At 68.5% G+C, this 20270-nt stretch carries 12 protein-coding genes; all 12 read right to left on the bottom strand.

Annotated elements, in window-relative coordinates; translation table 11 throughout:
- Positions 1–22 precede the first annotated feature (22 nt).
- Complete coding sequence (gene gfa, locus AB5S05_RS08170) at positions 23–601, bottom strand: S-(hydroxymethyl)glutathione synthase (RefSeq protein WP_369287007.1); 579 nt, start codon at positions 599–601, stop codon at positions 23–25.
- Between the two features lie 86 nt (positions 602–687).
- Positions 688–2040: a glutamine synthetase family protein gene (locus tag AB5S05_RS08165; RefSeq protein WP_369287006.1), complete on the bottom strand. Its 1353-nt coding sequence runs from the start codon at positions 2038–2040 to the stop codon at positions 688–690.
- 22 nt (positions 2041–2062) lie between these two features.
- Entirely contained in the window at positions 2063–2620 is a 558-nt protein-coding gene (locus tag AB5S05_RS08160) for a helix-turn-helix domain-containing protein (RefSeq protein ID WP_369287005.1), read from the bottom strand.
- Positions 2621–2691: 71 nt separating this feature from the next.
- Positions 2692–3981 (bottom strand): NAD(P)/FAD-dependent oxidoreductase, encoded by a 1290-nt coding sequence (locus AB5S05_RS08155; RefSeq protein WP_369287004.1) that lies wholly within the window; start codon positions 3979–3981, stop codon positions 2692–2694.
- Between the two features lie 108 nt (positions 3982–4089).
- A complete protein-coding gene (locus tag AB5S05_RS08150) occupies positions 4090–5748 on the bottom strand; it encodes a diguanylate cyclase (RefSeq protein WP_369287003.1) in 1659 nt (552 codons plus the stop codon).
- On the bottom strand, positions 5741–6127 hold the full coding sequence (locus AB5S05_RS08145) for a response regulator (RefSeq protein WP_369287002.1): 387 nt from the start codon (positions 6125–6127) through the stop codon (positions 5741–5743). Before AB5S05_RS08145 ends, AB5S05_RS08150 begins: the two co-directional genes overlap by 8 nt.
- The gene (locus tag AB5S05_RS08140; RefSeq protein WP_369287001.1) at positions 6120–9035 is read right to left on the bottom strand and encodes a CHASE domain-containing protein; all 2916 of its coding nucleotides are present in this window, start codon (positions 9033–9035) and stop codon (positions 6120–6122) included. The genes AB5S05_RS08145 and AB5S05_RS08140 overlap by 8 nt, the downstream gene beginning before the upstream one ends.
- Positions 9032–11020, bottom strand: coding sequence for an ATP-binding protein (locus AB5S05_RS08135; RefSeq protein ID WP_369287000.1), 1989 nt, complete (start codon positions 11018–11020; stop codon positions 9032–9034). Before AB5S05_RS08135 ends, AB5S05_RS08140 begins: the two co-directional genes overlap by 4 nt.
- Positions 11017–12948, bottom strand: a complete 1932-nt coding sequence (locus AB5S05_RS08130) for an ATP-binding protein (protein ID WP_369286999.1) — start codon at positions 12946–12948, stop codon at positions 11017–11019. The genes AB5S05_RS08135 and AB5S05_RS08130 overlap by 4 nt, the downstream gene beginning before the upstream one ends.
- Positions 12945–16724 (bottom strand): PAS domain S-box protein, encoded by a 3780-nt coding sequence (locus AB5S05_RS08125; RefSeq protein WP_369286998.1) that lies wholly within the window; start codon positions 16722–16724, stop codon positions 12945–12947. The genes AB5S05_RS08130 and AB5S05_RS08125 overlap by 4 nt, the downstream gene beginning before the upstream one ends.
- 38 nt (positions 16725–16762) lie before the next feature.
- Entirely contained in the window at positions 16763–17896 is a 1134-nt protein-coding gene (locus AB5S05_RS08120; protein ID WP_369286997.1) for an HDOD domain-containing protein, read from the bottom strand.
- 11 nt (positions 17897–17907) lie between these two features.
- Positions 17908–20196 (bottom strand): putative bifunctional diguanylate cyclase/phosphodiesterase, encoded by a 2289-nt coding sequence (locus AB5S05_RS08115; RefSeq protein ID WP_369286996.1) that lies wholly within the window; start codon positions 20194–20196, stop codon positions 17908–17910.
- Positions 20197–20270: the final 74 nt, after the last annotated feature.

The following is a 20270-nucleotide window of genomic DNA, read 5'->3' as shown; positions in this document are numbered from 1 at the left end:
AGCGCGGCCCAGGACATCCGCTTCAGGGCTTCAGGGTGCCCTTGGCCTTGGCGGTGTGGGTGGCGATGGCGTCCATCAGCTCCGGCGACAGGCAGTCGTAGGGCTCCAGGCCCAGGGTGCGCAGGCGTGCCCGCACCGCATGCATCAACGCCGGATCGGTGCCGGTCTCGATGATCGAGGAGACGAAGGCGGCGAACTGCGGTTCCGACCAGCCCTGCTCCGACGACAGTTCGGTGTGGATGAAGTCGAGCCCGTAGAAGGGGTGATCGGGGTTTTCTATACGGCCAAACATATGCACGCCGCAGCGGCTGCAGGCGTGGCGCTGGATGGTCGCCTTGGGGTCGACCACCTCGAGCTTGTCGGCGTTGTCGGTGACCCTCACCTTGTCGCGCGGCACCACCGCCACCATGGAGAACAGCGCACCGGCCGGCTTCCAGCACTTGGTGCAACCGCAGGCGTGGTTGTGCGCCGACTGGGCGTCGACCCGGACCCGCACCGGGTCTTGGCTGCAATGGCAGACCAGGGTGCCACCGGTGAAGTGCTCCGCGGCCGGCTGGATGCCGTTGTCCACCGCGGGATGAATCGAGAATGCGTTGCTCATGTCCCACCTCCCTCGTTGATCCCTCGAGAATAGATCAAATCCCGGCGCCGACTGGCTGGCCAGGCGCCGGGGAGGCACCGGCCCGCTCAGAGAAACCAGCGGTACTCGCGGGCACTGACCTCGTGGAGGAAGGCCAGGTGGTCCTGGCGCTTGTTCTCGCAGTAGACCATGACGAACTCGCTGCCCAGGCCCTGGTTGACCACCGGGTGATCGCGCATGGCCGCCACGGCGCCGAGCATGTCCTGGGGGAAGTCGATGCCGCTGCTGCGATCCTGGTTGAGCGGGGCGATCGGCTCGCGCTGCGCGTCCAGGCCGTGCTCCAGGCCGCTGAGGATGGCGGCCAGGACCAGGTAGGGGTTGGCGTCGGCGCCAGCCAGGCGGTGTTCGATGCGCAGGTTGTTGCCGTCCGACTCGGGGATGCGGATGCACGCGTCGCGGTCCTCGAAGCCCCAGCTGGCGCGGCTGGCGGCGTTGACCATGGCGCAATAGCGGCGGAAGGCATTGTGGTTGGCGGCGAAGATCGGCATGCAGTGCGGCAGCAGCTCCAGGCAGCCGGCCACGGCATGGCGCAGCGGGCGCTGCTGGTCGGCGGCCAGCAGGTTGTGGCCATCGGCGTCGTAGAGGCTGACGTGCACGTGCATGCCGCTGCCGGGGGCGTCCAGATAGGGCTTGCTCATAAAGCTGGCTCTATACCCATGTTTCAGCGCCACGCCACGGCTGCTGCGGCAGAACAAGGCGGCCCAGTCGGCGGCGCGCAGGCCGTCGTCGCAGTGGCCGAAGTTGATTTCGAACTGGCCGGGGCCGAGCTCGGCGGTGATCACGTTGGCGTCCACGCCCTGTTCATTGGCCGCCAGCACCATCTCGTCGAGCACGTCGGCGAAGCGCGACAGGCGCTCGATGTGCATGTTCGGCTGGTCGTCGGCGTCCTCGCTCAGCGGGTCGCGGGGAAACTGTGGCAGGCCGTTCTCCAGCTTGCGGTCGAACAGGTAGAACTCCAGTTCGAAGGCCACCACCGGGCGGATGCCGCGCGCGGCCAGGCGCTCGATCACCCTGGCCAGCACCGCGCGCGGCTCGAACTCGATGGGCGCGGCGGTGCCGTCGGAGCTGATCAGCATCTGCCCCAGGGGCTGGCTTTCCCAGCGCACCGGCTTGAGGGTGCCGGGGATCAGCCGGCGCGGGGCGTCAGGGTCGCCGTCGGCGAAGCAGTAGTCGCCGATCGGGTAGAGGCCGCCCTGGACGCCGAGCAGCACGCAGTTCTGCGGCAGCTTGAGGGGGCTGCCGGCGGCGACCTTCTCGAGCATGGCGATGGGGTAGCGCTTGCCGTAGAAGTGGCCGGGGATATCCAGGCAGATCAGGTCGACGTAACGCACCGTCGGGTGCTGGGCGCGGAAGGCGCGTACTTCGCTGAGCAGATCGGGGAAGCTGTTGCCGGTGGTCATGCTGGCAGTCCTGCGGGCGGGGTCAACGGAACACCCAGAGCACCCGGGTCGGTTGGTCGGTCAGGTTGGCGTAGCGGAACTGGCTGTGCGGCGGCAGCTGGAAGCTGTCGTTGGGGCCCAGGGTCACCGGTTGCTCGGCATCCTCCAGCCAGATGCTCAGTTCGCCCTCGAGGACGAAGCCGCCCTGTTCGTCGCTGTCGTCCAGGTGCCCTTCGCCGCTGGTCGCGCCGGGCGCCAGGTGGCTCTCGAGCATGGAGAAGCCGGCCGACATGCTCGGCGAGACCAGCACGTCGGTGATCCCGCCGGCGTAGTAGAGGGTGCGCCGCTCGCCGGGGCGGGTCACCCAGGGCAGTGCGCGCGGCTTGCTCAGGCTGTAGAAGTAGGTGGTGGGTACGCCCAGGGTCTCGCTGATGGCGGTGAGGTCGGCCACGGTCGGCTTGGACAGGCCGCGCTCGACCTGGGAGAGAAAACCCACCGAGCGGCCGATGCGCTCGGCCAGCTCGCCGAGGGTGAGGTTCTTGTGCTTGCGCAGGTCGCGGATCAGGATCGCCAGACCTTCGACTTCTTCCTGCATGTCCATGCCGGTGTCCTCGCTTCGGTTGTAGGGTGGATGGCGTCTTTTCCATCCACCGAGGGTCGCTTCGCGATGGTTCAGACGATATCGCGCAGGCGGTACCAGGCCTTGCCGGCCGCCTCCAGCGGCGCCGCCAGCAACGAGCCGCCGGGGAAGCGCGGGTTGTCGATGGCCTGGTACAGCGCCAGCAGTTCGTCGTCGCCGAGGATCGCATCGCTGACCGCGCGGGCGCCAGCCAGGGTCGGCAACACGCCGTGGCCGGAGAAGCCTTGCAGCCAGTAGCGCTGGCCCTGGCGGCCGATGTCCGGGGTGCGCCTCATGCTGACGTCGATATGGCCGCCCCAGGCGAACTCCAGCTCGATCCCGCGCAGCTGCGGGAACACCCGTTCCAGGTAGGGCCGGGTGGCCTTGGCGACGTCCGCCGGGATGCCGCCCAGGTAGGTGCAGCCGCCGCCGAACAGCAGGCGCTGGTCCGGGGTCAGGCGGAAGTAGTCGGGGACGAACTGGTTGTCGATCACGCAGCTGTTGCGTGGCAGCAGCGAGCGCGCCAGTTGCGGGTCCAGCGGCGCGGTGGCGACCTGGTAGGAGCCGACCGGCAGCAGGCGGGCGGAGAGCTGAGGGTCGAGGCGGTCGACATAGGCGTTGCAGGCCAGCACCAGCACCTGGCTGCGCACCTCGCCCTGGTCGGTGCGGGCGAGGTAGCCGCCGGCGGTCTCGCGGTAGTCGAGCACCCGGCTCTGCTCGAAGATCTGCCCGCCGGCCCGCTCGATGGCGCTGGCCAGGCCCTGGGCCAACTTGAGCGGGTTGAGGTGGGCGCCCTCGGGGTCGTAGAGGGCGGCCTGGTAGCGCGGGCTGGCGATCCACTCGGGCAGCTCCTCGCGACCGATCAGGCGCAGGGCGTCGTAGCCCCACTTCTGCGCCGCTTCCTCCTGGGCTTCTTGCAGCACGGCGACCCGGCGCGGCTGCACCGCGGTCCACAGGCTGCCCGGCCGGTAGTCGATATCGAAGCCGTGGCGGCCCGGCAGCGCGCGCAGCTCGGCGGCGGCCCAGCGCATGCTGTCCCACAGCCGGCGGGTGCGCTCCTGGCCCAAGGCCTTCTCCAGCGGCGGCATGTCGCACGACCAACCGAGCAGGGCCTGGCCACCATTGCGCCCGGACGCGGCCCAGGCCACCCGGCTGGCCTCCAGCAGGCACACCCGCTTGCCGGCCAGGGCCAGGCGCAGGGCGGTATGCAGGCCGCTGAAGCCGGCGCCGATGATCAGCACCTCGGTGTCCTGGGTACCGCGCAGGGTCGGGCGCAGCGGGATGGCGTCGGCGAAGGTGCCCGCGTAGTAGCTGGCTACATGCTGGGCAGATTGCTTGAACATGGCGGCCTCATGAAATTAACTAAAACAATTTCATGAAAATATACGCCTAAAATTTCACATGTCCAGGCCGCTAGCTGACGGACGCCCGGCGCGGCGCCCGTCAGGCTGTCAGTCGGCCAGCCTGACGTTGTTGCGTCCGCCGTCCTTCGCCGCGTAGAGCGCACGGTCGGCGCGCTCGAGCAACTCACCGGCGCCGGCGTGGCTGGTGGTGCTGGCGATGCCGGCACTGAGGGTGACGGAAAAGGCGTTGCCCGCCACCGTGAAGCGCAGTTCGGCGAAGCGCTGGCGAATCTCGTCGATCACCCGCCGCGCCTGCTCCGGTTCGCAATCCGGCAGCACCGCGAGGAACTCCTCGCCGCCGTAACGACCGAGGCTGTCGACCCGGCGCAGGCGCTGGCGCAGCAGGTTGGCCAGGGCGCGGATGACGTTGTCGCCGGCGGCGTGGCCGTGCTTGTCGTTGACCTGCTTGAAGTGGTCGATATCGAGCATCGCCACGCTGGCCGGTTTGCCGCTGCGCTGGGCGCGCTCCAGTTCGATGGTCACCTGCTCCTTGATGTCGGCGTGCTTGAGCAGCCCGGTCAGGCTGTCGCGGGCCAGGGCGTTGCTCAGCAGGCGGGCGCGCTGGGCGCGGGAGAACACCGAGGTGACCAGGGCGTTGTCGGAGATCGGCTTGGTCAGGAAGTCATCGCCGGCCTTGAGCAGGGCATCCATCTGTCGGGTGATGTCGGTTTCCGCCGACAGGTAGATGATCGGCACCCGCAGCCAGTCGTCGTTGAAGCGGATGATCTGCGCCAGTTCCGGACCGCTGCAATCGGGCATGTTGACGTCGAGCAGGACCACTTCCGGATTGAAGCTGCTCATGCACTCGAAGATGTCCGCCGGATTCTGCAGCTTTTCCACCAGCATGTTGGCGCCGCGCAGGACCAGGCTGTAGCGGCTGGCGAGGTCGTCGTCGTCGTCGACCACCAGGACCCGGTAGGGTTCGCCGCTCTGCTGGGTGAAGCAGCGCTCCAGGCGGTTTTCCAGTTGCGGCAGGTCCACCGGCTTGGTGAAGAACCCCATGGCGCCGGCCCGCACGGCCTCCAGGTGGGTGGCGAAGTCGTCCTGGTTGGTGATCACCAGCAGCGGCAGCGGCTGCTCCAGGCGCTGTTGCAGGGCCGCGGCATAGGCCAGTCCGTTCTGCGCATCACCGCCGAGGTTGACGTCGACGATCAGCGCATCGGGCAGGCGTCGTTGCAGCGCGGCATCGAGTTCGGCGCTGCTGCTGAAGTGTTCGGCGTGGTAGCCGAAGGTGTCCAGGGTCAGGCGCATGTTCTCGCCGATGTCGAGCTGATCCTCGAGGATGTAGATGCAGTGGGCATCGGCCTCCGGCTTGGCGGCTTCCTGGGGCGGCGGCGGATTGTCCTGGGGCGCCGGGGGCTCGACCCTTTGCTCGCCGAACTGCTGCAGCGCCTGGATGAACTCGTGCAGGCCGCTGCCCTGATCCTGCAGGTAGTCGAGCCAGTGCAGGGCCTGCTGTTCCAGTTCGCGGGCGCGCGCGCCGAGTTGGGCGAAGCCGAAGGTGCCCGCGGCGCCGGCCAGCTTGTGCAGCTGGTCGCGCAGTTGGCCCAGTGTCTGGCGCTGCTCGGCCGGGGAGCCGCCCAGGCCTAGCTGGCGGGCCTTGGCGGCCAGCTCCGGCAGCTCCAGTTGCAGGCGTTGGCTGAATGTGGCGCTGAGCAGTTGCAGCTGGCGCTCCAGTTCGCTGGTGGGGGCTAGGGGTTCAGCCATGGGCGCGCTTCCATATTTCCCGCACCTGAGTGGCCAGTTGCATCGGGTCGAAGGGCTTGATGATCACGTCCAGGGCACCGAGGCTGCGATAGTGCTCGATCTCGTTCGGTTGCACCTTGGCGGTCATGAAGGCCACGGGTATCTGCCCGATATCCAGGCGTTCGCCGAGTTTGGCCAGGGTTTGCGGGCCGTCCATGCCCGGCATCATCACATCCAGCAGGATGAAGTCAGGGGCGAAGCCCTGGACCTGATCCAGGGCCTCCTGGCCGGACGAGCAGCTGAGGACGGTGAAGCCGCCCACGGCCTCCAGGGCGACCTTGGCCACCGCCTGGATCGAGGGATCGTCTTCCACGTGGAGGATGCGGTTCAGTTCAGGCATGTTGACGCTCCTTGGCAGGCAGCAGGCGGCCGAGTAATTGCAGGAAGTGTTGCGCATCGGTACGCGATTTGGCCAGCGCCGCTTCAACCCGGGCCAGCTGCTCGCCGTCCAGCTCATGCGCAGACAGTACCACCACGGGCAGCGCCGGATGATGCTGGTGCAACTCTTCGAGCAGCTCCAGGCCGTTGCCGTCGGGCAGGCCGATATCCAGCAGGATCAGGTCATAGTCGCCCTCGTTCAGCAGGCGGCGGGCCTGGGCCAGGCTGCTGGCGGCGACGAAGTCGGCCAGACGCCGGCCCTGCTCGGCGATCACCTGGCGCAGATCGGCGTCATCCTCGATGTGCAGCACCCGGGGCTTGCTGGCCAGGCCATGCAGCGCCTGACGCAGGCTGCTGAGCAGGCGCTGCTGATCGATCGGCTTGTCCAGCCAGTCGACGGCCTGGAAGCCGCCGCTCAGCCCGGGCGGCGGCTGCTCGGTCGCGCCGGAGATCACCAGCACCGGCAGGGTCTCGGTGAGTGGATTGCCGCGCAAGTCGCGCAGCAGTTCCAGGCCGTTGCCGTCGGGCAGCAGCAGGTCGAGGGTGACCGCGGCATAGCCGCCCAGGGCAATTTCACGGCGCGCCGCGGTCAGCGTCGTGGCCACGACCACCTCGTAGCCCGACGCGCTGAGCAGCAGGCGCAGGTAGTCGGCGGTCTCCGCTACATCCTCGACCACCAGCAGCCGAGGTCGCACCTGCGCGGGGAGGGCAGGGTCGGCAGCCTGCACCGGCAGCTCGAACCAGAAGGTGGCACCCTGGTCCTTGACCGAGTCGAAGCCGACTCGCCCGCCCATGCGCTCGATCAGCTCCTTGCTGATCGCCAGGCCCAGGCCGGTACCGCCCTTCTGCCGGTTGTCGCCACCGTCGGCCTGGGAGAACTTCTGGAATATCCTCGGGCGGAACGCCTCCGGCACCCCCGCGCCCTGATCGCAGACGCTGACGCGCACCCACTGCCCGTGCAGGCTGGTGCGCAGCTGCACTTGGGCAGCGCTGGGCGAGAACTTGATGGCGTTGGAGAGGAAGTTGGCCAGTACCTGCTGCAGGCGCATGGCATCGACCTTCACCCGGATGGGCGGACAGTCGGCGCGTTGCAGCGTCACCTGGTGCTTGTCGGCATAGGCCTGGTTGCTGGTCAGGGCCTCCTCGAGCAGGGCGTCGAGCGGGTGGCTGGCCAACTCGAAGGTCATCTTGCCGGCCAGCAACTTGTCCATGTCCAACAGGTCGTTGATCAGGCAGCCCAGGCGCTGGCTGTTCTGCTGGGCGATATCGAGCATCCGGCGCATGGCGGCCGGCACCTCGCCGAGCGCGCCGCCGTTGATCAGGCCAAGCGCCCCGGCGATCGAGGTCAGTGGCGTGCGCAATTCGTGGCTGACGGTGGAAACGAATGCGTTCTTCATCTGCTCGATACGCTTGAGCTCGCTCAGGTCCATGGTCGTGCCGCTCAGGCGCAGCGGCCGGCCGTGCTCGTCGTACTGGATGTAACCGCGCAGCAGCACGGGCAGCGGGTGACCGTCCCGATGCTGCAGGCGGCATTCCAGGGTGAAATGGGTATGAGCCTGGCCCAGGGTCTGCTGCAGCACGCTCTGGGCCTGGGCCAGGTCCTGCGCTACCACCAGTTTTTCCCAGGTCGCCAGGCCGCCGACCAAGCCCTGTTCCGAATAGCCGAGCATCTGCGCACCGCGGGGTGAGTAGAACAGCGTGTCGGCAACTAGGTCGAGGTCCCACCAGCCGTCGTTGCTGCCTTTCAGGGCCAGGCCCAGGCGCTCTTCGCTCAGCCGTAGCGATTGTTCCTGCTCGCGCAGCTTCCCGGTCATCTGCCTGGCCAGTTCCTGGGCCCGTTCGCGGCGCTGGCTGAGGCTGCTGACCAACGAGAACAGCAGCAGGCTGATGCAGGCGCCAAGGCCCAGCAGCGGGCCCTGGCCCTGGACGAAGCGGGCGGCGAAGGCCGGAGTCTGGTGGAAGTTCAGGGTCCAGGTTTGCCCATACAAATGCAGTTGCTGGCGGTTTTCGGCCGGGCCGACGGGGTCGATCTGCTCGCGGGTGCTGAACAGCAGCTGCTCGGGGGCCTCGCGGGTGCCGGCGTAGAGCTCGAAGTCGAGCGGCAGCGGGCCGTCGCCAAGGATGCCGGCCATCAGGTCGTTCATCCGGTAGGGGCTGTAGACGAAGCCGCGCAGGGCTTGCAGGCGCTCGGCCGCAGTGTTCAGGGGGCGGCCCGGGTGGTAGATCGGTACGTACATCAGCAGCCCGGCCTGAACCTTGCCATGGGTTTCCTGCAGCAGGGTGACCCGGCCGCTGACCCGCGTCTCGCCGCTTTCGGCGGCCGCCAGCATGGCTGCCTGGCGGGTCGGTTCGGACAGCATGTCGTAGCCGAAGGCCGCCAGGTTGCGCCCGCTGAACGGCTCCAGGTAGAGAATCGAGCTGTACAGCTGGCGCTCGCCGGGCGGGTGCACGCGAAAATCGCCGAAGCCCTCGGCGCGCACCCCGGCCTCGAACGGCCCGAGCTGTCGGGGGGCCAGTACCTGGCTGAAGCCCACGCCGAGGATGCCCGGGTAGCGTTCGGCCAAGCGCAGGCGGGTGATATAGGTGCGCCACTCCTGGCGGCTGACCTCGCGGCTGGCATCGAACAGACCGGCGCCGCCCAGGAGGATCTTCTCGTGATCGGTCATGCGTACCCGAATGGCCTTGCCGATGTCCTTGGCCAGCAGGTCGAACTGTTGCGCGGCGGCGCTGGCCTGACTCAGACGCAGGTTGTTCCAGGCCAGCAGCACGGCGCCCAGGCTCACCAGCAGCACGCCCCAGGCGAGCAGGTTGCGGCGTCCCCACAGGTGGGCCAGGGCGCTGCGCCAACTCGACGGCAGGCTAGGGTTCATTCGCTGGCTCCGCTTGGCAGCGTGGGTAGTTCGCACCAGAAGGTGGCGCCTTGGCCTTCTATCGAGTCGAAGCCGATGCGTCCGCCCATGTGTTCGACCAGTTCCTTGCTGATCGCCAGGCCCAGTCCGGTGCCACCCTTCTTGCGTGTGGCGGAGGCGTCGGCCTGGGCGAACTTGTGGAAGATTCGCTCGCGAAAGGCGAGGGGAATCCCCGGGCCATGGTCGCCGACCTGGATCCGCACGCCGTGGGCGCAAGGCTGCACCTCGACCTCCACGGTCTGCCCGGGTGGCGAGAACTTGGCGGCGTTGGACAGCAGGTTGGCCAGCACCTGGGCCAGACGCTGGCTGTCGACCCTGACCCGGAACGGCTGGCTGATCGGCTGCAGGACCAGTTTGACCCGGTACTGATCGGCGTAGGGCTGGTTGTGCTGCACCGCCAGCTCGAGCAGGGGCTGCAAGGCATGATCGGCGAGGTCGAAGTGCATCTTGCCGGCCAGCAGCTTCTCCATGTCCAGCAGGTCGTCGATGAGCAGGCCCAGGCGCCGGCAGTTCTGCTGGGCGATCGTCAGCATCCCGGCCATGGCGCTGGGCACCTCGCCGAGGGCGCCGCCATTGATCAGGCCGAGCGAGCCGGACACGGCGGTCAGCGGGGTGCGCAGCTCATGGCTGACACTGGCGATGAACTCGTTGACCAGCTGCTCGTGCTGCTTGCGCTGGCTGATGTCGCTGATATAGCCGTGCCAGAGCACGTCGCCGTTGGCCAGCTGCTGCGGGTTGGCAGTGCCCTCGACCCAGATCGGGCCCTTGATCGGGTGCTGCACCCGGTACTCCTGATGCCAGGTGCTCAATTGCTCGGCCGACTGGCGGATCGCGGCGGCCACCAGCGGCAGGTCGCGCGGGTGCAGGCGGCTGAACGCCGCGCTGGCGTCCTCCTGTACTTCGTCCGGAGACAGGCCGTAGATGTCCTGCAGGCCCTGGCTGGCATAGGGGAAGCAGCTGCTGCCGTCGCGCCGCTGGAGGTACTGGTAGAGCATGCCGGGGAGCTGGGCGGCGAGCCGGGTCAGGCGTTGCTGGGCCTGCTCGCGCTGACTGAGGTCGTGGGCGAGGACCAGGTAGCCCTGGACCTGCTGGTCCTGGCTGCGAATCTGCGACAGGGTCAGCAACAGCGGGATGTGCCGGCCGTCCCGGCCCAGGTAGGTCCATTCGCGCACTTCCGGCAGGCCCTCGCTGGCCCGTCCGATGATGGTTTCGAAGGCCCCGACACTGCTCATGCCGCGGGACTCGGCGAGCTCGCGCATGCGTTGGCGCAGCTGCTCGGGCTCGTGCAGCAGCTCGCTCAGCGCGCGCCCCTGCAGCTGTTCGCGGGGGTAGCCGAGCAAGGCTTCGCTGGTCGGATTGGCGCGGAGCACCAGGCCCTGGCCATCGGTGATCAGCATCGCGCTGCCGGCATTGTCGAGCATGGCCTGGTGCAGCGCGGCCTGCTCGGCCTGGCGTCGCGCCTGCAGGCGCAATTCGAACAGGCGCATGGCCTGGCGGGCCAGGGCCTGCAGGGCGCTGCGCTGCGCCGCGTCGAGTCGGTGAGGCTCGCGGTCGATCACGCACAGGGTGCCCAGGTTGCAGCCGTCGGCAGCGCTCAGTGGCATGCCGGCGTAGAAGCGGATGTCCGGCGCGCCGGTAACCAGCGGGTTGTCGCAGAAGCGTGGATCCTCGCTGGCGTTGGCCACCTCGAACAGCTCGCTGCCCTGGATGGCGTGGGCGCAGAAGGCCACTTCCCGCGGGGTCTGTTCGACGTCCAGGCCGACCCGGCTCTTGAACCACTGGCGTTCGGCATCGATCAGCGAGATCAGGGCAATCGGCGTGCCGCAGATCTGCGCCGCCAGCGCGGTGATGTCATCGAACATCGCCTCGGCCGGGGAGTCGAGCAACTCGAAGGCCTGCAAGGCAGCCAGGCGCTGTGTCTCGTTGGGCGGTAACGGGCGGCTCATGTCGCGGCTCCTGAGGCAGAGGTGGCGGGCTGGACCTGGGGCAGCTCGAACCAGAAGGTTGCGCCCTGGCCGGCGGGCGAGTCGAAGCCGATGCGCCCGCCCATGCGCTCGATGATTTCCTTGCTGATCGCCAGGCCCAGGCCGGTACCGCCCTTCTGCCGGGTATCGGAGGCGTCGGCCTGGGCGAATTTCTGGAAGATGCGCGCCTGGAAGTCGGCCGGAACACCGCTCCCCTGGTCGCGCACGCACAGGCGCAGGTGCGCGCCGCGCTCTTCGGTGAACAGCTCCACGTCGGTGCCCGGTCGGGAGAACTTGGCGGCGTTGGCCAGCAGGTTGGCCAGCACCTGCTGCAGGCGCTGCTCATCGACCCGCACCCAGGCGCTGCAACTGCCGAGCTGGCGCAGTTGCACCCGATACTGCGCGGCATAGGCCTGGTTGTGCCTCAGGGCCTGCTCGAGCAGCGGCTGCAGCGGGCACGGCTGCAGGTCGAAACGGACCTTGCCGGCCTCCAGCTTGCCGATGTCGAGCAGGTCGTTGATCAGCAGGGCCAGGCGCTGGCTGTTGTGCTGGGCGATCTGCAGCATCTGCCGCAGATGCTCCGGCACCTCGCCGAGTGCGCCGGCGTTGATCAGCTCCAGCGGCCCGCTGATGGCGGTCAGCGGGGTGCGCAGCTCGTGGCTGACGGTGGATACGAACTCGTTCTGCAGGCGCATCAGGCGCTTGCTCTCGCGAATGTCCTGGATATGCAGGATGCAGCTGTGTGCCAGCCCCGCCTCGCCGCTCAGGGTCGCCGCGCTGAGTTCCACATCGATCGGCCTGCCGCCGGCATCGAGCAATTGTGCCTGGCACGCCGCCGCTCCTGTCGTCCCTGGCAGGCCGCGCAGCCGATCCGCCGACTGCGGGGTGCCGAGACTGGCCAGCGACTGGCCGAGCAGCTCCTCTGGCTGGCGTTGCAGGAGCCTGCTCAGGGCCTGGTTGACCGTGCTCAGGCGGCCGCCGGCGTCGAGCAGGGCCAGCCCCTGGGGCGCCGCCTCGAAGGCCAGGCGGAACTGCCGCTGACTGCGGTTGAGGGCCAGCAGCAGGACGGCCTGGCGATGCTGGGCGTGCAGGCTGAGGCCGATCGAGGCGCTGACGATGAGCGCCAGGCCCCAGCCCAGCAGGCGCAACCAGCCGAGCGGCGTGGGGTGCGGCGTACGTTCGCGGGCCAGCAGCTGCCAGTGGGCCCCGGCGATCTCGACCGGCAGGCTGACCACGGGATGCCCCTCTGCCAGCGGTTCGTCGGGGCCGGCGGCGCTGCGCTGGATCTGGACGCTCAGGCCGAGGCGCTCGGCCACCGCCTGGATATGGGCATAGAGCCGGTCGTAGTCGATCACGGTGCTGATCATGCCCCAGTAGCCGTTGTCCTGGACGAATACCGGCACCCGGTAGATCAGGCCGTTGCCACCCTGGATCAAGGGCAGGGGGCCGTCCAGCAGGGGCGTGCGGCTGGCGATGATCCGTTGCACCGCGGGCCACTGCGTGGGGATATCGGGGTAGTAGAGGCCGAGCACCCGCTCGTTGCCGGCCAGGGGATAGACCTGGCTGATGCGGTTGCCCGGTGCCAGGCCGATGTTGCGGATATAGCGGCCCTGGTTCAGCAGCTCCTCCAACCAGGGCTGCAGCTCGGCGTCCTCCAGTTGGCCATCGCGGGCGCGGATATAGGAGGCCAGGCCGGTGGCCAGGTGCAGGCTCGCGCTCAGCTCGACCAGCAGCGCGGCGCGCACCTCGCCGGCGCGGTTGCCGATACGTTGCTCGGTGGCCTCGAACTGGCGCAGGGCGTATTGCTCCAGCAGCAGCTCGACGCCCAGGCCGAGCAGCAGCAGCAGGGCCAGGCTGATCCCCCAGTTCAACAGCAGGCGCCTGGGCGCCGGGACCCTGGCCGCGTTCATGGCGCGCTCACCTGGGGCAGCTCGAACCAGAAGGTCGCCCCCTGGCCCTCGAGCGAATCGAAGCCGATGCGTCCGCCCATGCGCTCGATGATTTCCTTGCTGATCGCCAGGCCCAGGCCGGTGCCGCCCTTGTCCCGGGTGTTGGTGGCGTCGGCCTGGGAAAACTTGCTGAAGATCCGCGCCTGGAAGGCAGCCGGCACGCCGATCCCCTGGTCGCGCACGCTGACCCGCACCCGCTCGGCGTGCCGCTGCACGCCGACCGCCACGACCTGGCCTGCGTGGGAGAACTTGGCCGCATTGGACAGCAGGTTGGCCAGCACCTGCTGCAGGCGCGGGCCGTCGACCCGCACCCGGGCGCTGTCGGCGCGCTCGTTCAGGCGCAGGTCGACGTCGAACTGCTGGGCGTAGGGCCGGTTCTGCTCCAGGGCCTGCTCGATCAGCGGCATCAGCGCCTGCTCGGCGAGCTCGAACTGCAGCTTGCCGGCCTCCAGCTTGTCCATGTCCAGCAGGTCGTTGATCAGCAGGCCCAGGCGCTGGCTGTTGTCCTGGGCGATGGCCAGCATCTGGCGCATGGCGGCCGGCACCGTGCCCAGCGCGCCGCCGTTGACCAGGCCGAGTGCGCCGGCAATGGCCGTCAGCGGCGTGCGCAATTCATGGCTGACGGTGGAGACGAAATCATCCTTCAGTCGCTCGATGCGCTTGCGCTCGCTGATGTCGCGAATCACCGCGATGAAGCGGCGCTGGCCCTGGTGGCTGATCTGCGAGACAGCCAGCTCCATGCTGAAGGTCTCGCCGCTGCGGCGCAGCCCGGAGAGCTCGCGACTGCTGCCGATCAGCCGCGATGCGCCGGTCTGGCGGTAGCGGGCCAGGTAGCCGTCATGGGCCGAGCGATGGGGCTCGGGCATCAGCTGGTTGACGTTGAGCCCGGCCACCTGCGCCTGCTCGTAGCCGAACAGCAGTTCGGCGGCGCGATTGAAGGTCTCGATGCGGCCCATTTCGTCGATGGTGACGATGGCGTCCAGCACGTTGTCCAGCACCGTGCGCAGGTAGTGCTCGCGCTCGCGGATCGCCCGCTCGGCCGCGACCCGGTCGCTGAAGTCCTGGATCTGCGAGACGAAGTGCAGTGGCCGGCCCTCGCCGTCGCGAACCAGAGACACGCTGAGCAGCGCCCAGATGATTTGCCCGGCCTTGTCCAGGTAGCGTTTCTCCATCTGGTAGGCGTTGATCCGCCCGCCCAGCAGCTGCTCGACGTTCTCCAGGTCGGCGGCCAGGTCGTCGGGGTGGGTGAGGTGCTGGAAGTCACCGCGCAGCATTTCCTCGCGGCTGTAGCCGAGAATCCGGCACAGCTCGTCGTTGACCTCCAGGAAGTGGCCCTCGGGCGATACCAGGGCCATGCCCAGGGGCGCGGTGCTGAAGGCGCTGCTGAAGCGCTGCTGGCTGACCTTGAGTTCGTCCTCGATGTGCTTGCGCTGGCTGATGTCCCAGATGAAGCCGTCCAGCCACAGCAGCTCGCCGTGGCTATTGTATTCGCCGCGGCCCTTCTCCCGTACCCAGACGTCGTGGCCGTCGGCGTGGCGCAGGCGGTAGGTCAGCTCGAAGCTCTGCTGCTCGAGCAGCTGTTGCTGAACCCGGTAGGTATGGGGCCGGTCGTCCGGATGGATCACGCTGGCATAGCTGCGCACGCGGTTGTCGATGAAGTCGCTGGCCGGATAGCCGCACAGCCGGACGATCTCCTCGCTCATGTAGCGCATGCTCCAGTCGGCATCGTTGCGGCAGCGATAGACCACCCCCGGCAGGTTGGCGACCATGCCGCGAAAACGGCTCTCGCTCTTCTGCAGGGCGCGGGTGGCCTGTTGCAGCTCGCTGATGTCGCTGGCGATGCCGAGAAAGCCGCTGATCGCGCCCCCCCGGTCGAAAATGGGGCTCACCGTCAGGTTGACCCGGCAGTGCTCACCGTCCTTGCGCACATAGGTCCACAGGCGGGTTTCCGCTTCGCCCTGGCGGGTCTTGGCGACGAATGCCTCGAAGCCGGCGACCGGGCGGCCCAGTTCGGCGCTGAGCTGTTCGCCACGCGCCTGCACCTCCTGCTCCAGGTGGAACACCGCCGGGGTGCAGCGGCCGACCATTTCCTCGGCCCGGTAGTCAAGCAGGCGCTCGGCCCCTGGATTGAACAGGCTGATCAGGCCGTCGGCACCGGTGGCGATGATCGCCACCCCGGTGGCCGAGTCGAGGATCGCCTGGAGGAAGGCCCGCGCCTGGCGGATCTCTTCCTCGCGTTGCTTGGTCGCGCTGATGTCGGCCAGGGTGCCGTACATCAGCAGTGGCTGGCCGTCCTCGCTCCGGCGCTCCAGCCGACCGCGCTCATGCACCCAGACCCAATGGCCATCCTTGTGGCGCATGCGGTACTGGCAGTCGTGGTGGGGCGTCTCGCCGCGGAAGTGGGCCTGCAGCCGCTGGTCGGCGCCGGTCAGGTCGTCCGGGTGGATATGCTCGCGCCAGCCGTCGCGGTCGATCGGCTCCAGCTCATCCAGGCGGTAGCCGATGATCTGCGCCGCTCGCTCGTTGAGCGCGCTGGTGCCGCTCGGCACATGCCATTCCCAGGTGCCGAAATCGGTGCCTTCGATGATGCTCGCCAGACGCAGGCTCTGCGCCTTGTAGGCCGCCTTGGCCTCGGCCTGGGCGGTCACGTCCTGCACGGTGCCGCTCAGGCGGGTCAGCCGGCCCTGGGCGTCCGTCTGCCCCCGGGCCAGCTCGTGGACCCAGCGGATCTGGCCGTTCGGGCGGACGATGCGGTGCACCACATCATGCACGCCGCCGCTCGCCACCCGCTGTTCGCTGGCCTCGACCAGGACCCGGTCATCGGGGTGCACGCGGTCTCTGAAGGCCGCCACGCTCGGGGTGAAGTGGCGGGCGTCGAGGCCGAAGATATCGAACACGGTGCTCGACCAATAGAGCTCACCGCTGGCCAGGTCGGCCTGCCAGTGGCCCAGCTGGGCGATCTGCTGCGCTTCGTCGAGTTGCTCCAGCAGCCGCTGCCGGGCCTGCTCCTGCTGCTGGCGTTCCAGGGTGGCGCCGACCCAGCGGGCGAACAGGCGGAGGAATTCGCGCTCGCCTTCGCCGAACGGCCGCCGGCGTGCCTCGGGGGAGGCGAAGCACAGGGTGCCGTAGCGGCGCCCGGCGACCCAGACGGCGATGCCGATATAGCTCTCCAGGGCGAACAGGGCATAGCAGGGGTGGCGGGCATGGGGCGAATGCGCCATGCGCTCGATGGCCAGCACCTCATCACTGTGCAGGCAGATGCTGCAGTAGGTGTTGCCCAGGGGAAAGCGCTGGCCATCGCTGAGGCTGTCCGCGGGTGAAACCTGGACCCGCACCCGGTAATCGTCGCCATCGATCTGGCTGATGATGCCGAGCGGCGTGCCATAGAAATCGGCGCCCACCTGCAAGGCCTGGCGCAGCTGCTCCTGGGTGTTCAGGGTGGGCAGGGCGGCGATGCTGTTGAGCGCCTGCAGGGCGCCCTGCTGGCTGCGCCTGTCAGCTGCGTCCGCGCTGGTGCGGCGCCACGTTGCGCGCAGGAACCAGAGGCTGGCCAGCAGCAGGGTCTGCGCCGCCAGCCAGGCCGCCACCCACTTGCCGAGCAGCCAGCCAGTGGGCGGCGGGCCGCCCGCGGACAGGTGGGCGTCGACGCTGCCGAGGCCGGCGCACAGCAGCGCCAGGCCCAGGCTGGCGAGGCCGGTTATCCAGCGGGTCGCGATGTGATCATCGCCTGCTCTCATGGGGGCTTCCTAGTCGTTCATGGCCGGGCGCTGGTGGGTCAGGACAGTCCCGCGAGGCGGCGCAAGCGTGCCAGCAGCGCCTGGTCGGGTGTCGCGGCCAGCTCGCTGGCGGCCAGGAACATGATCGCCAGTTCGCGCTTGATGCTGGTGTTGGGCAGACCATAGCAGGCACCGATCAGTTCGCGTAAGGCCATCGGCAGCTGCCAGCGCGCCTTGATGGCAACGGCGAAGGGACCGCTGAAGCGGGCGATGGCCTGGCTGATCTGGCTGGTATCCGGATGCTGGCCCCGGTCTGCCCATTCCTGCACCTGGTACAGCACGCAGAGCTCGCCCATGCGGTGGAGCAGGGCGGCGCTGTGCAGGGGCGCCGGATTGAGGCCGCACTGGCGGGCCAGCTGCACGCTCCTTTCCGCCAGACGCTCGCTGGCATCCAGATGGGCCTCGGCCAGCGTGCGCAGCTGCGCGTTTTCCAGCGAACTGGTCTGGCGCAGGGCCAGGCCGGTGGCCAGGTTGAGGCTGGTGGTGGCGCCGAGGCGCTGCAGGACTTCGAGCAGGCTGGTACATGGGCGTGCGTCGCCGCTGTAGGCGCTGCTGTTGGCGGCGGCGATCAGCCGGGCGCCGAGGGCCGGGTCGTGCCGCCAGTCCTCGGCCAGCTGGCGCAGGTCCAGGGGCGCGCCCTTGAAGCTGTCGAGCAGCCGGTCCCTGACCGCCTGGCTCAGCGGCAGGTCCAGCTGGGCGGGCGACAGTGTCGCCAGGTGCGCCAGCAGGTCCTCCTCGCAGGCGCCGGTGCTCGAGTCGGGGCGCTTGTGTACCGGCGGCAGCAGCTTGTCCAGGCTGGTGGCGACGTGGCTCATCTGGAATGGCTTGCTGATAAAGGCCTTGATGCCCAGGGCGCGCACTTGCATGACACTGGCGCGGTCGGCGCGCCCGGTAATCATCACCAGCGGCAGTTCATGGTCGTCCAGGCGTACCCGTTCCAGCAGGCGGGTGCCCGGGCCATCGGGCAGGTTCCAGTCGCTGATCACCAGGTCGGCGCCGTGCTGTTGCCAGTCGGCCAGGGCCTCGGCCACCTGGTCCAGGCAGCTGACCTCGGCGCCCGAGCGCAGGCTGAGGACGATCTGCTTGAGCAGGTCGGCAATCCAGAGGTCGTCTTCCAGGATCATCACACGCATGGCGGGGCTACCTAATCATGGCCTGAGCTGCAGCAGACCGGCTGAGGGCCGGGCGCTGGTGCCACGGCCGGTTGCGGACGGCCGAAGTGGTAGCCCTGGCCATAGTCGCAGCCGATCTGGCGGAGAAATTTGACCTGCTCGGGCTGTTCGATGCCTTCGGCGAGCACCTTGAGCTCCAGGCTGTGGCCCAGGGCAACCACGGCGCGGGTGATGGCGACGTCGTCGGCGTCATGGGGCAGGCCACGGACGAAGCTCTGGTCGAGCTTGAGCTTGTGCACCGGCAGGCGCTTGAGCCGGGCCAGGGAGCTGTAGCCGGTGCCGAAATCATCGATCGCCAGGCGCACGCCCAGGGCACGCAAGCGGTGAAGCAGGCCCAGCGCCGCATCCGGGTTGGCCATGATCGCGCTTTCGGTGACCTCCAGCTCCAGGCGGCCGGGGTCGAGGCCGGTATCGTTCAGCACCTTGGCCACCTGGCGATCCAGGCCCTCGCGGCCGAACAGGCGGCTGGAGACGTTGACGGCGACGAAGCGCGGTACCTGCTCCTGGGCCTGGGCCTGCCAGCGGACCATCTGCCGGCAGGCCTGCTCCAGCACCCAGGCGTCGATGGCGCCGATCAGGCCGCTGTCCTCGGCGACCGGAATGAATTCGCCGGGGGGCACCAGGCCACGCTGCGGGTGCTGCCAGCGCACCAGCGCCTCGGCGCCGATCAGGGCGCCGTCGGCCAGGTCATGCAGCGGCTGATAATGCACGCGCAGCTCGTCGTGCTCCAGGGCGTGGTGCAGGGCACTGACCAGCTCGATGCGCAGGCGGGCGAACTCGGTCAGTTCCTCGGCGTAGAAGGCGTAACTCTCGCGTCCGCTGCTCTTGGCCTTGAACAGCGCCGAGTCGGCATCGCGCAGCACCCGCTCGAGGCTGTCGCTGTCCTTGGGGAACAGGCGGATGCCGATGCTGGCGCTGAGGTAGAGCTCGTGGCCGTTGAGCTGGTACGGCTTGCCCAGGCAGCTCAGCAGTCGCTGGGCGACTCCGGCCGCCTGGGCCGGGTCTTGGCAGTGTTCGCAGAGCAGACCGAACTCGTCGCCGCCCAGGCGCGCCAGGGTCATGCCCTTGCTCAGCAGGCCGCTGAAGCGTTCCCCCACCGCCTTGAGCAGCAGGTCGCCGACATTGTGGCCAAGGCTCTCGTTGATGTGCTTGAAGTGGTCCAGGTCGATCAGCAGCACCGCCCCAGGCTGCTCGGGGCTGGCGCGTTCCAGGGCGTGCTCCACCCGTTCGGTGAACAGCAGGCGGTTGGGCAGGTTGCACAGCGGGTCATGGTGGGCGAGATAGTCCAGTTCGTTCTGCGAGCGCTTCAGTACGCTGATGTCGGAGAACACCGCCACGTAGTGGCTGATCTGTCCCGACTCATCGCGAATGGCACGGATGCTTTGCCATTGCGGATAGATCTCGCCGCTCTTGCGCCGGTTCCAGACCTCGCCACTCCAGGCGCCGCGGCTCTGCAGGGCGTTCCACAGGGCGTGGTAGAAGGCTGAGTCGTGACGCCCGGACTTGAGCAGCGAGGGCTGCTGGCCGAGCATTTCCTCGGCGCTGTAGCCGGTGATGCGGGTAAAGGCCGGGTTGACGTGAACCACCACCTGGTCGCGGTCGGTGACCAGCACCCCCTCGTGGGTGGCGTCGAACACCGCGGCGGCCTGGCGCAGACTTTCCTCGTCGGCGCGGCGCTGGGTGATGTCGCTGGCGATACCGAGGAAGCGGTAGGGCTGGCCCTGGCCGTCGAGCAGCAGGCGGCCGCGCGCGAGGATCCAGCGATAGCTGCCGTCACGGTGGCGCAGGCGGTGGGTGTCCTGGTAGTGGCCGTGACGATCGAGCGCCAGCAGGGCATGCAGGGCGTTCTCGCAATCGTCCGGGTGCAGGCGCGCGGCCCAGGCCTCGCGGGTAGTGCCCAGTTCGGCCTGGCTGAGGCCGAGCAGTGCGGCATAGCTGGGCGAGAAAAATACCTGGCGGCGGCCCGGATCCCAGTCCCAGAGACCGTCCTGGGCGGCGTCCAGGGCCAGGTTCAGGCGTTCGGTATTAGCCTTCAGCTTCAGCCAGCTCTGTTCGCGGGCGAGCGCATGGCAATGCAGCAGCAGGTACAGCCAGATACCGGTCACCGCCACGAAGGCCACCCCCTTGAGCGACTGCAGCTGCTCGAGCCGCTCGACGGACAGGTCCAGGCCGGCGAGCAGTCGATCGCTCAGCAGCACCCAGAGCGTGGCGAGCAGCAGGTAACCGAGGGTCAGGCGCAGCGCGCCGGCATCCATGCGCATGGCTGGAGTACTCGAAAAAGTCTGTGGATTATAGAGGTACAGAAAGCCGCGGCAGTCTTATCTAAAAGGCCAAC

The sequence above is a fragment of the Pseudomonas zhanjiangensis genome (assembly GCF_041027545.1).
Classification (GTDB): Bacteria; Pseudomonadota; Gammaproteobacteria; order Pseudomonadales; family Pseudomonadaceae; genus Aquipseudomonas; species Aquipseudomonas zhanjiangensis.
Note: the sequence above shows the minus strand (reverse complement) of the source record. Positions and strands in the feature narration are given on the sequence as shown.

Coding starts and splice junctions, on each gene's coding strand:
- AB5S05_RS08160 (WP_369287005.1), bottom strand. CDS start 2,620: ATGGACATGCAGGAAGAAGTCGAAGGTCTGGCGATCCTGATCCGCGAC.
- AB5S05_RS08155 (WP_369287004.1), bottom strand. CDS start 3,981: ATGTTCAAGCAATCTGCCCAGCATGTAGCCAGCTACTACGCGGGCACC.
- gfa (WP_369287007.1), bottom strand. CDS start 601: ATGAGCAACGCATTCTCGATTCATCCCGCGGTGGACAACGGCATCCAG.
- AB5S05_RS08145 (WP_369287002.1), bottom strand. CDS start 6,127: ATGCCTGAACTGAACCGCATCCTCCACGTGGAAGACGATCCCTCGATC.
- AB5S05_RS08140 (WP_369287001.1), bottom strand. CDS start 9,035: ATGAACCCTAGCCTGCCGTCGAGTTGGCGCAGCGCCCTGGCCCACCTG.
- AB5S05_RS08130 (WP_369286999.1), bottom strand. CDS start 12,948: ATGAACGCGGCCAGGGTCCCGGCGCCCAGGCGCCTGCTGTTGAACTGG.
- AB5S05_RS08120 (WP_369286997.1), bottom strand. CDS start 17,896: ATGCGTGTGATGATCCTGGAAGACGACCTCTGGATTGCCGACCTGCTC.
- AB5S05_RS08165 (WP_369287006.1), bottom strand. CDS start 2,040: ATGACCACCGGCAACAGCTTCCCCGATCTGCTCAGCGAAGTACGCGCC.
- AB5S05_RS08115 (WP_369286996.1), bottom strand. CDS start 20,196: ATGCGCATGGATGCCGGCGCGCTGCGCCTGACCCTCGGTTACCTGCTG.
- AB5S05_RS08135 (WP_369287000.1), bottom strand. CDS start 11,020: ATGAGCCGCCCGTTACCGCCCAACGAGACACAGCGCCTGGCTGCCTTG.
- AB5S05_RS08125 (WP_369286998.1), bottom strand. CDS start 16,724: ATGAGAGCAGGCGATGATCACATCGCGACCCGCTGGATAACCGGCCTC.
- AB5S05_RS08150 (WP_369287003.1), bottom strand. CDS start 5,748: ATGGCTGAACCCCTAGCCCCCACCAGCGAACTGGAGCGCCAGCTGCAA.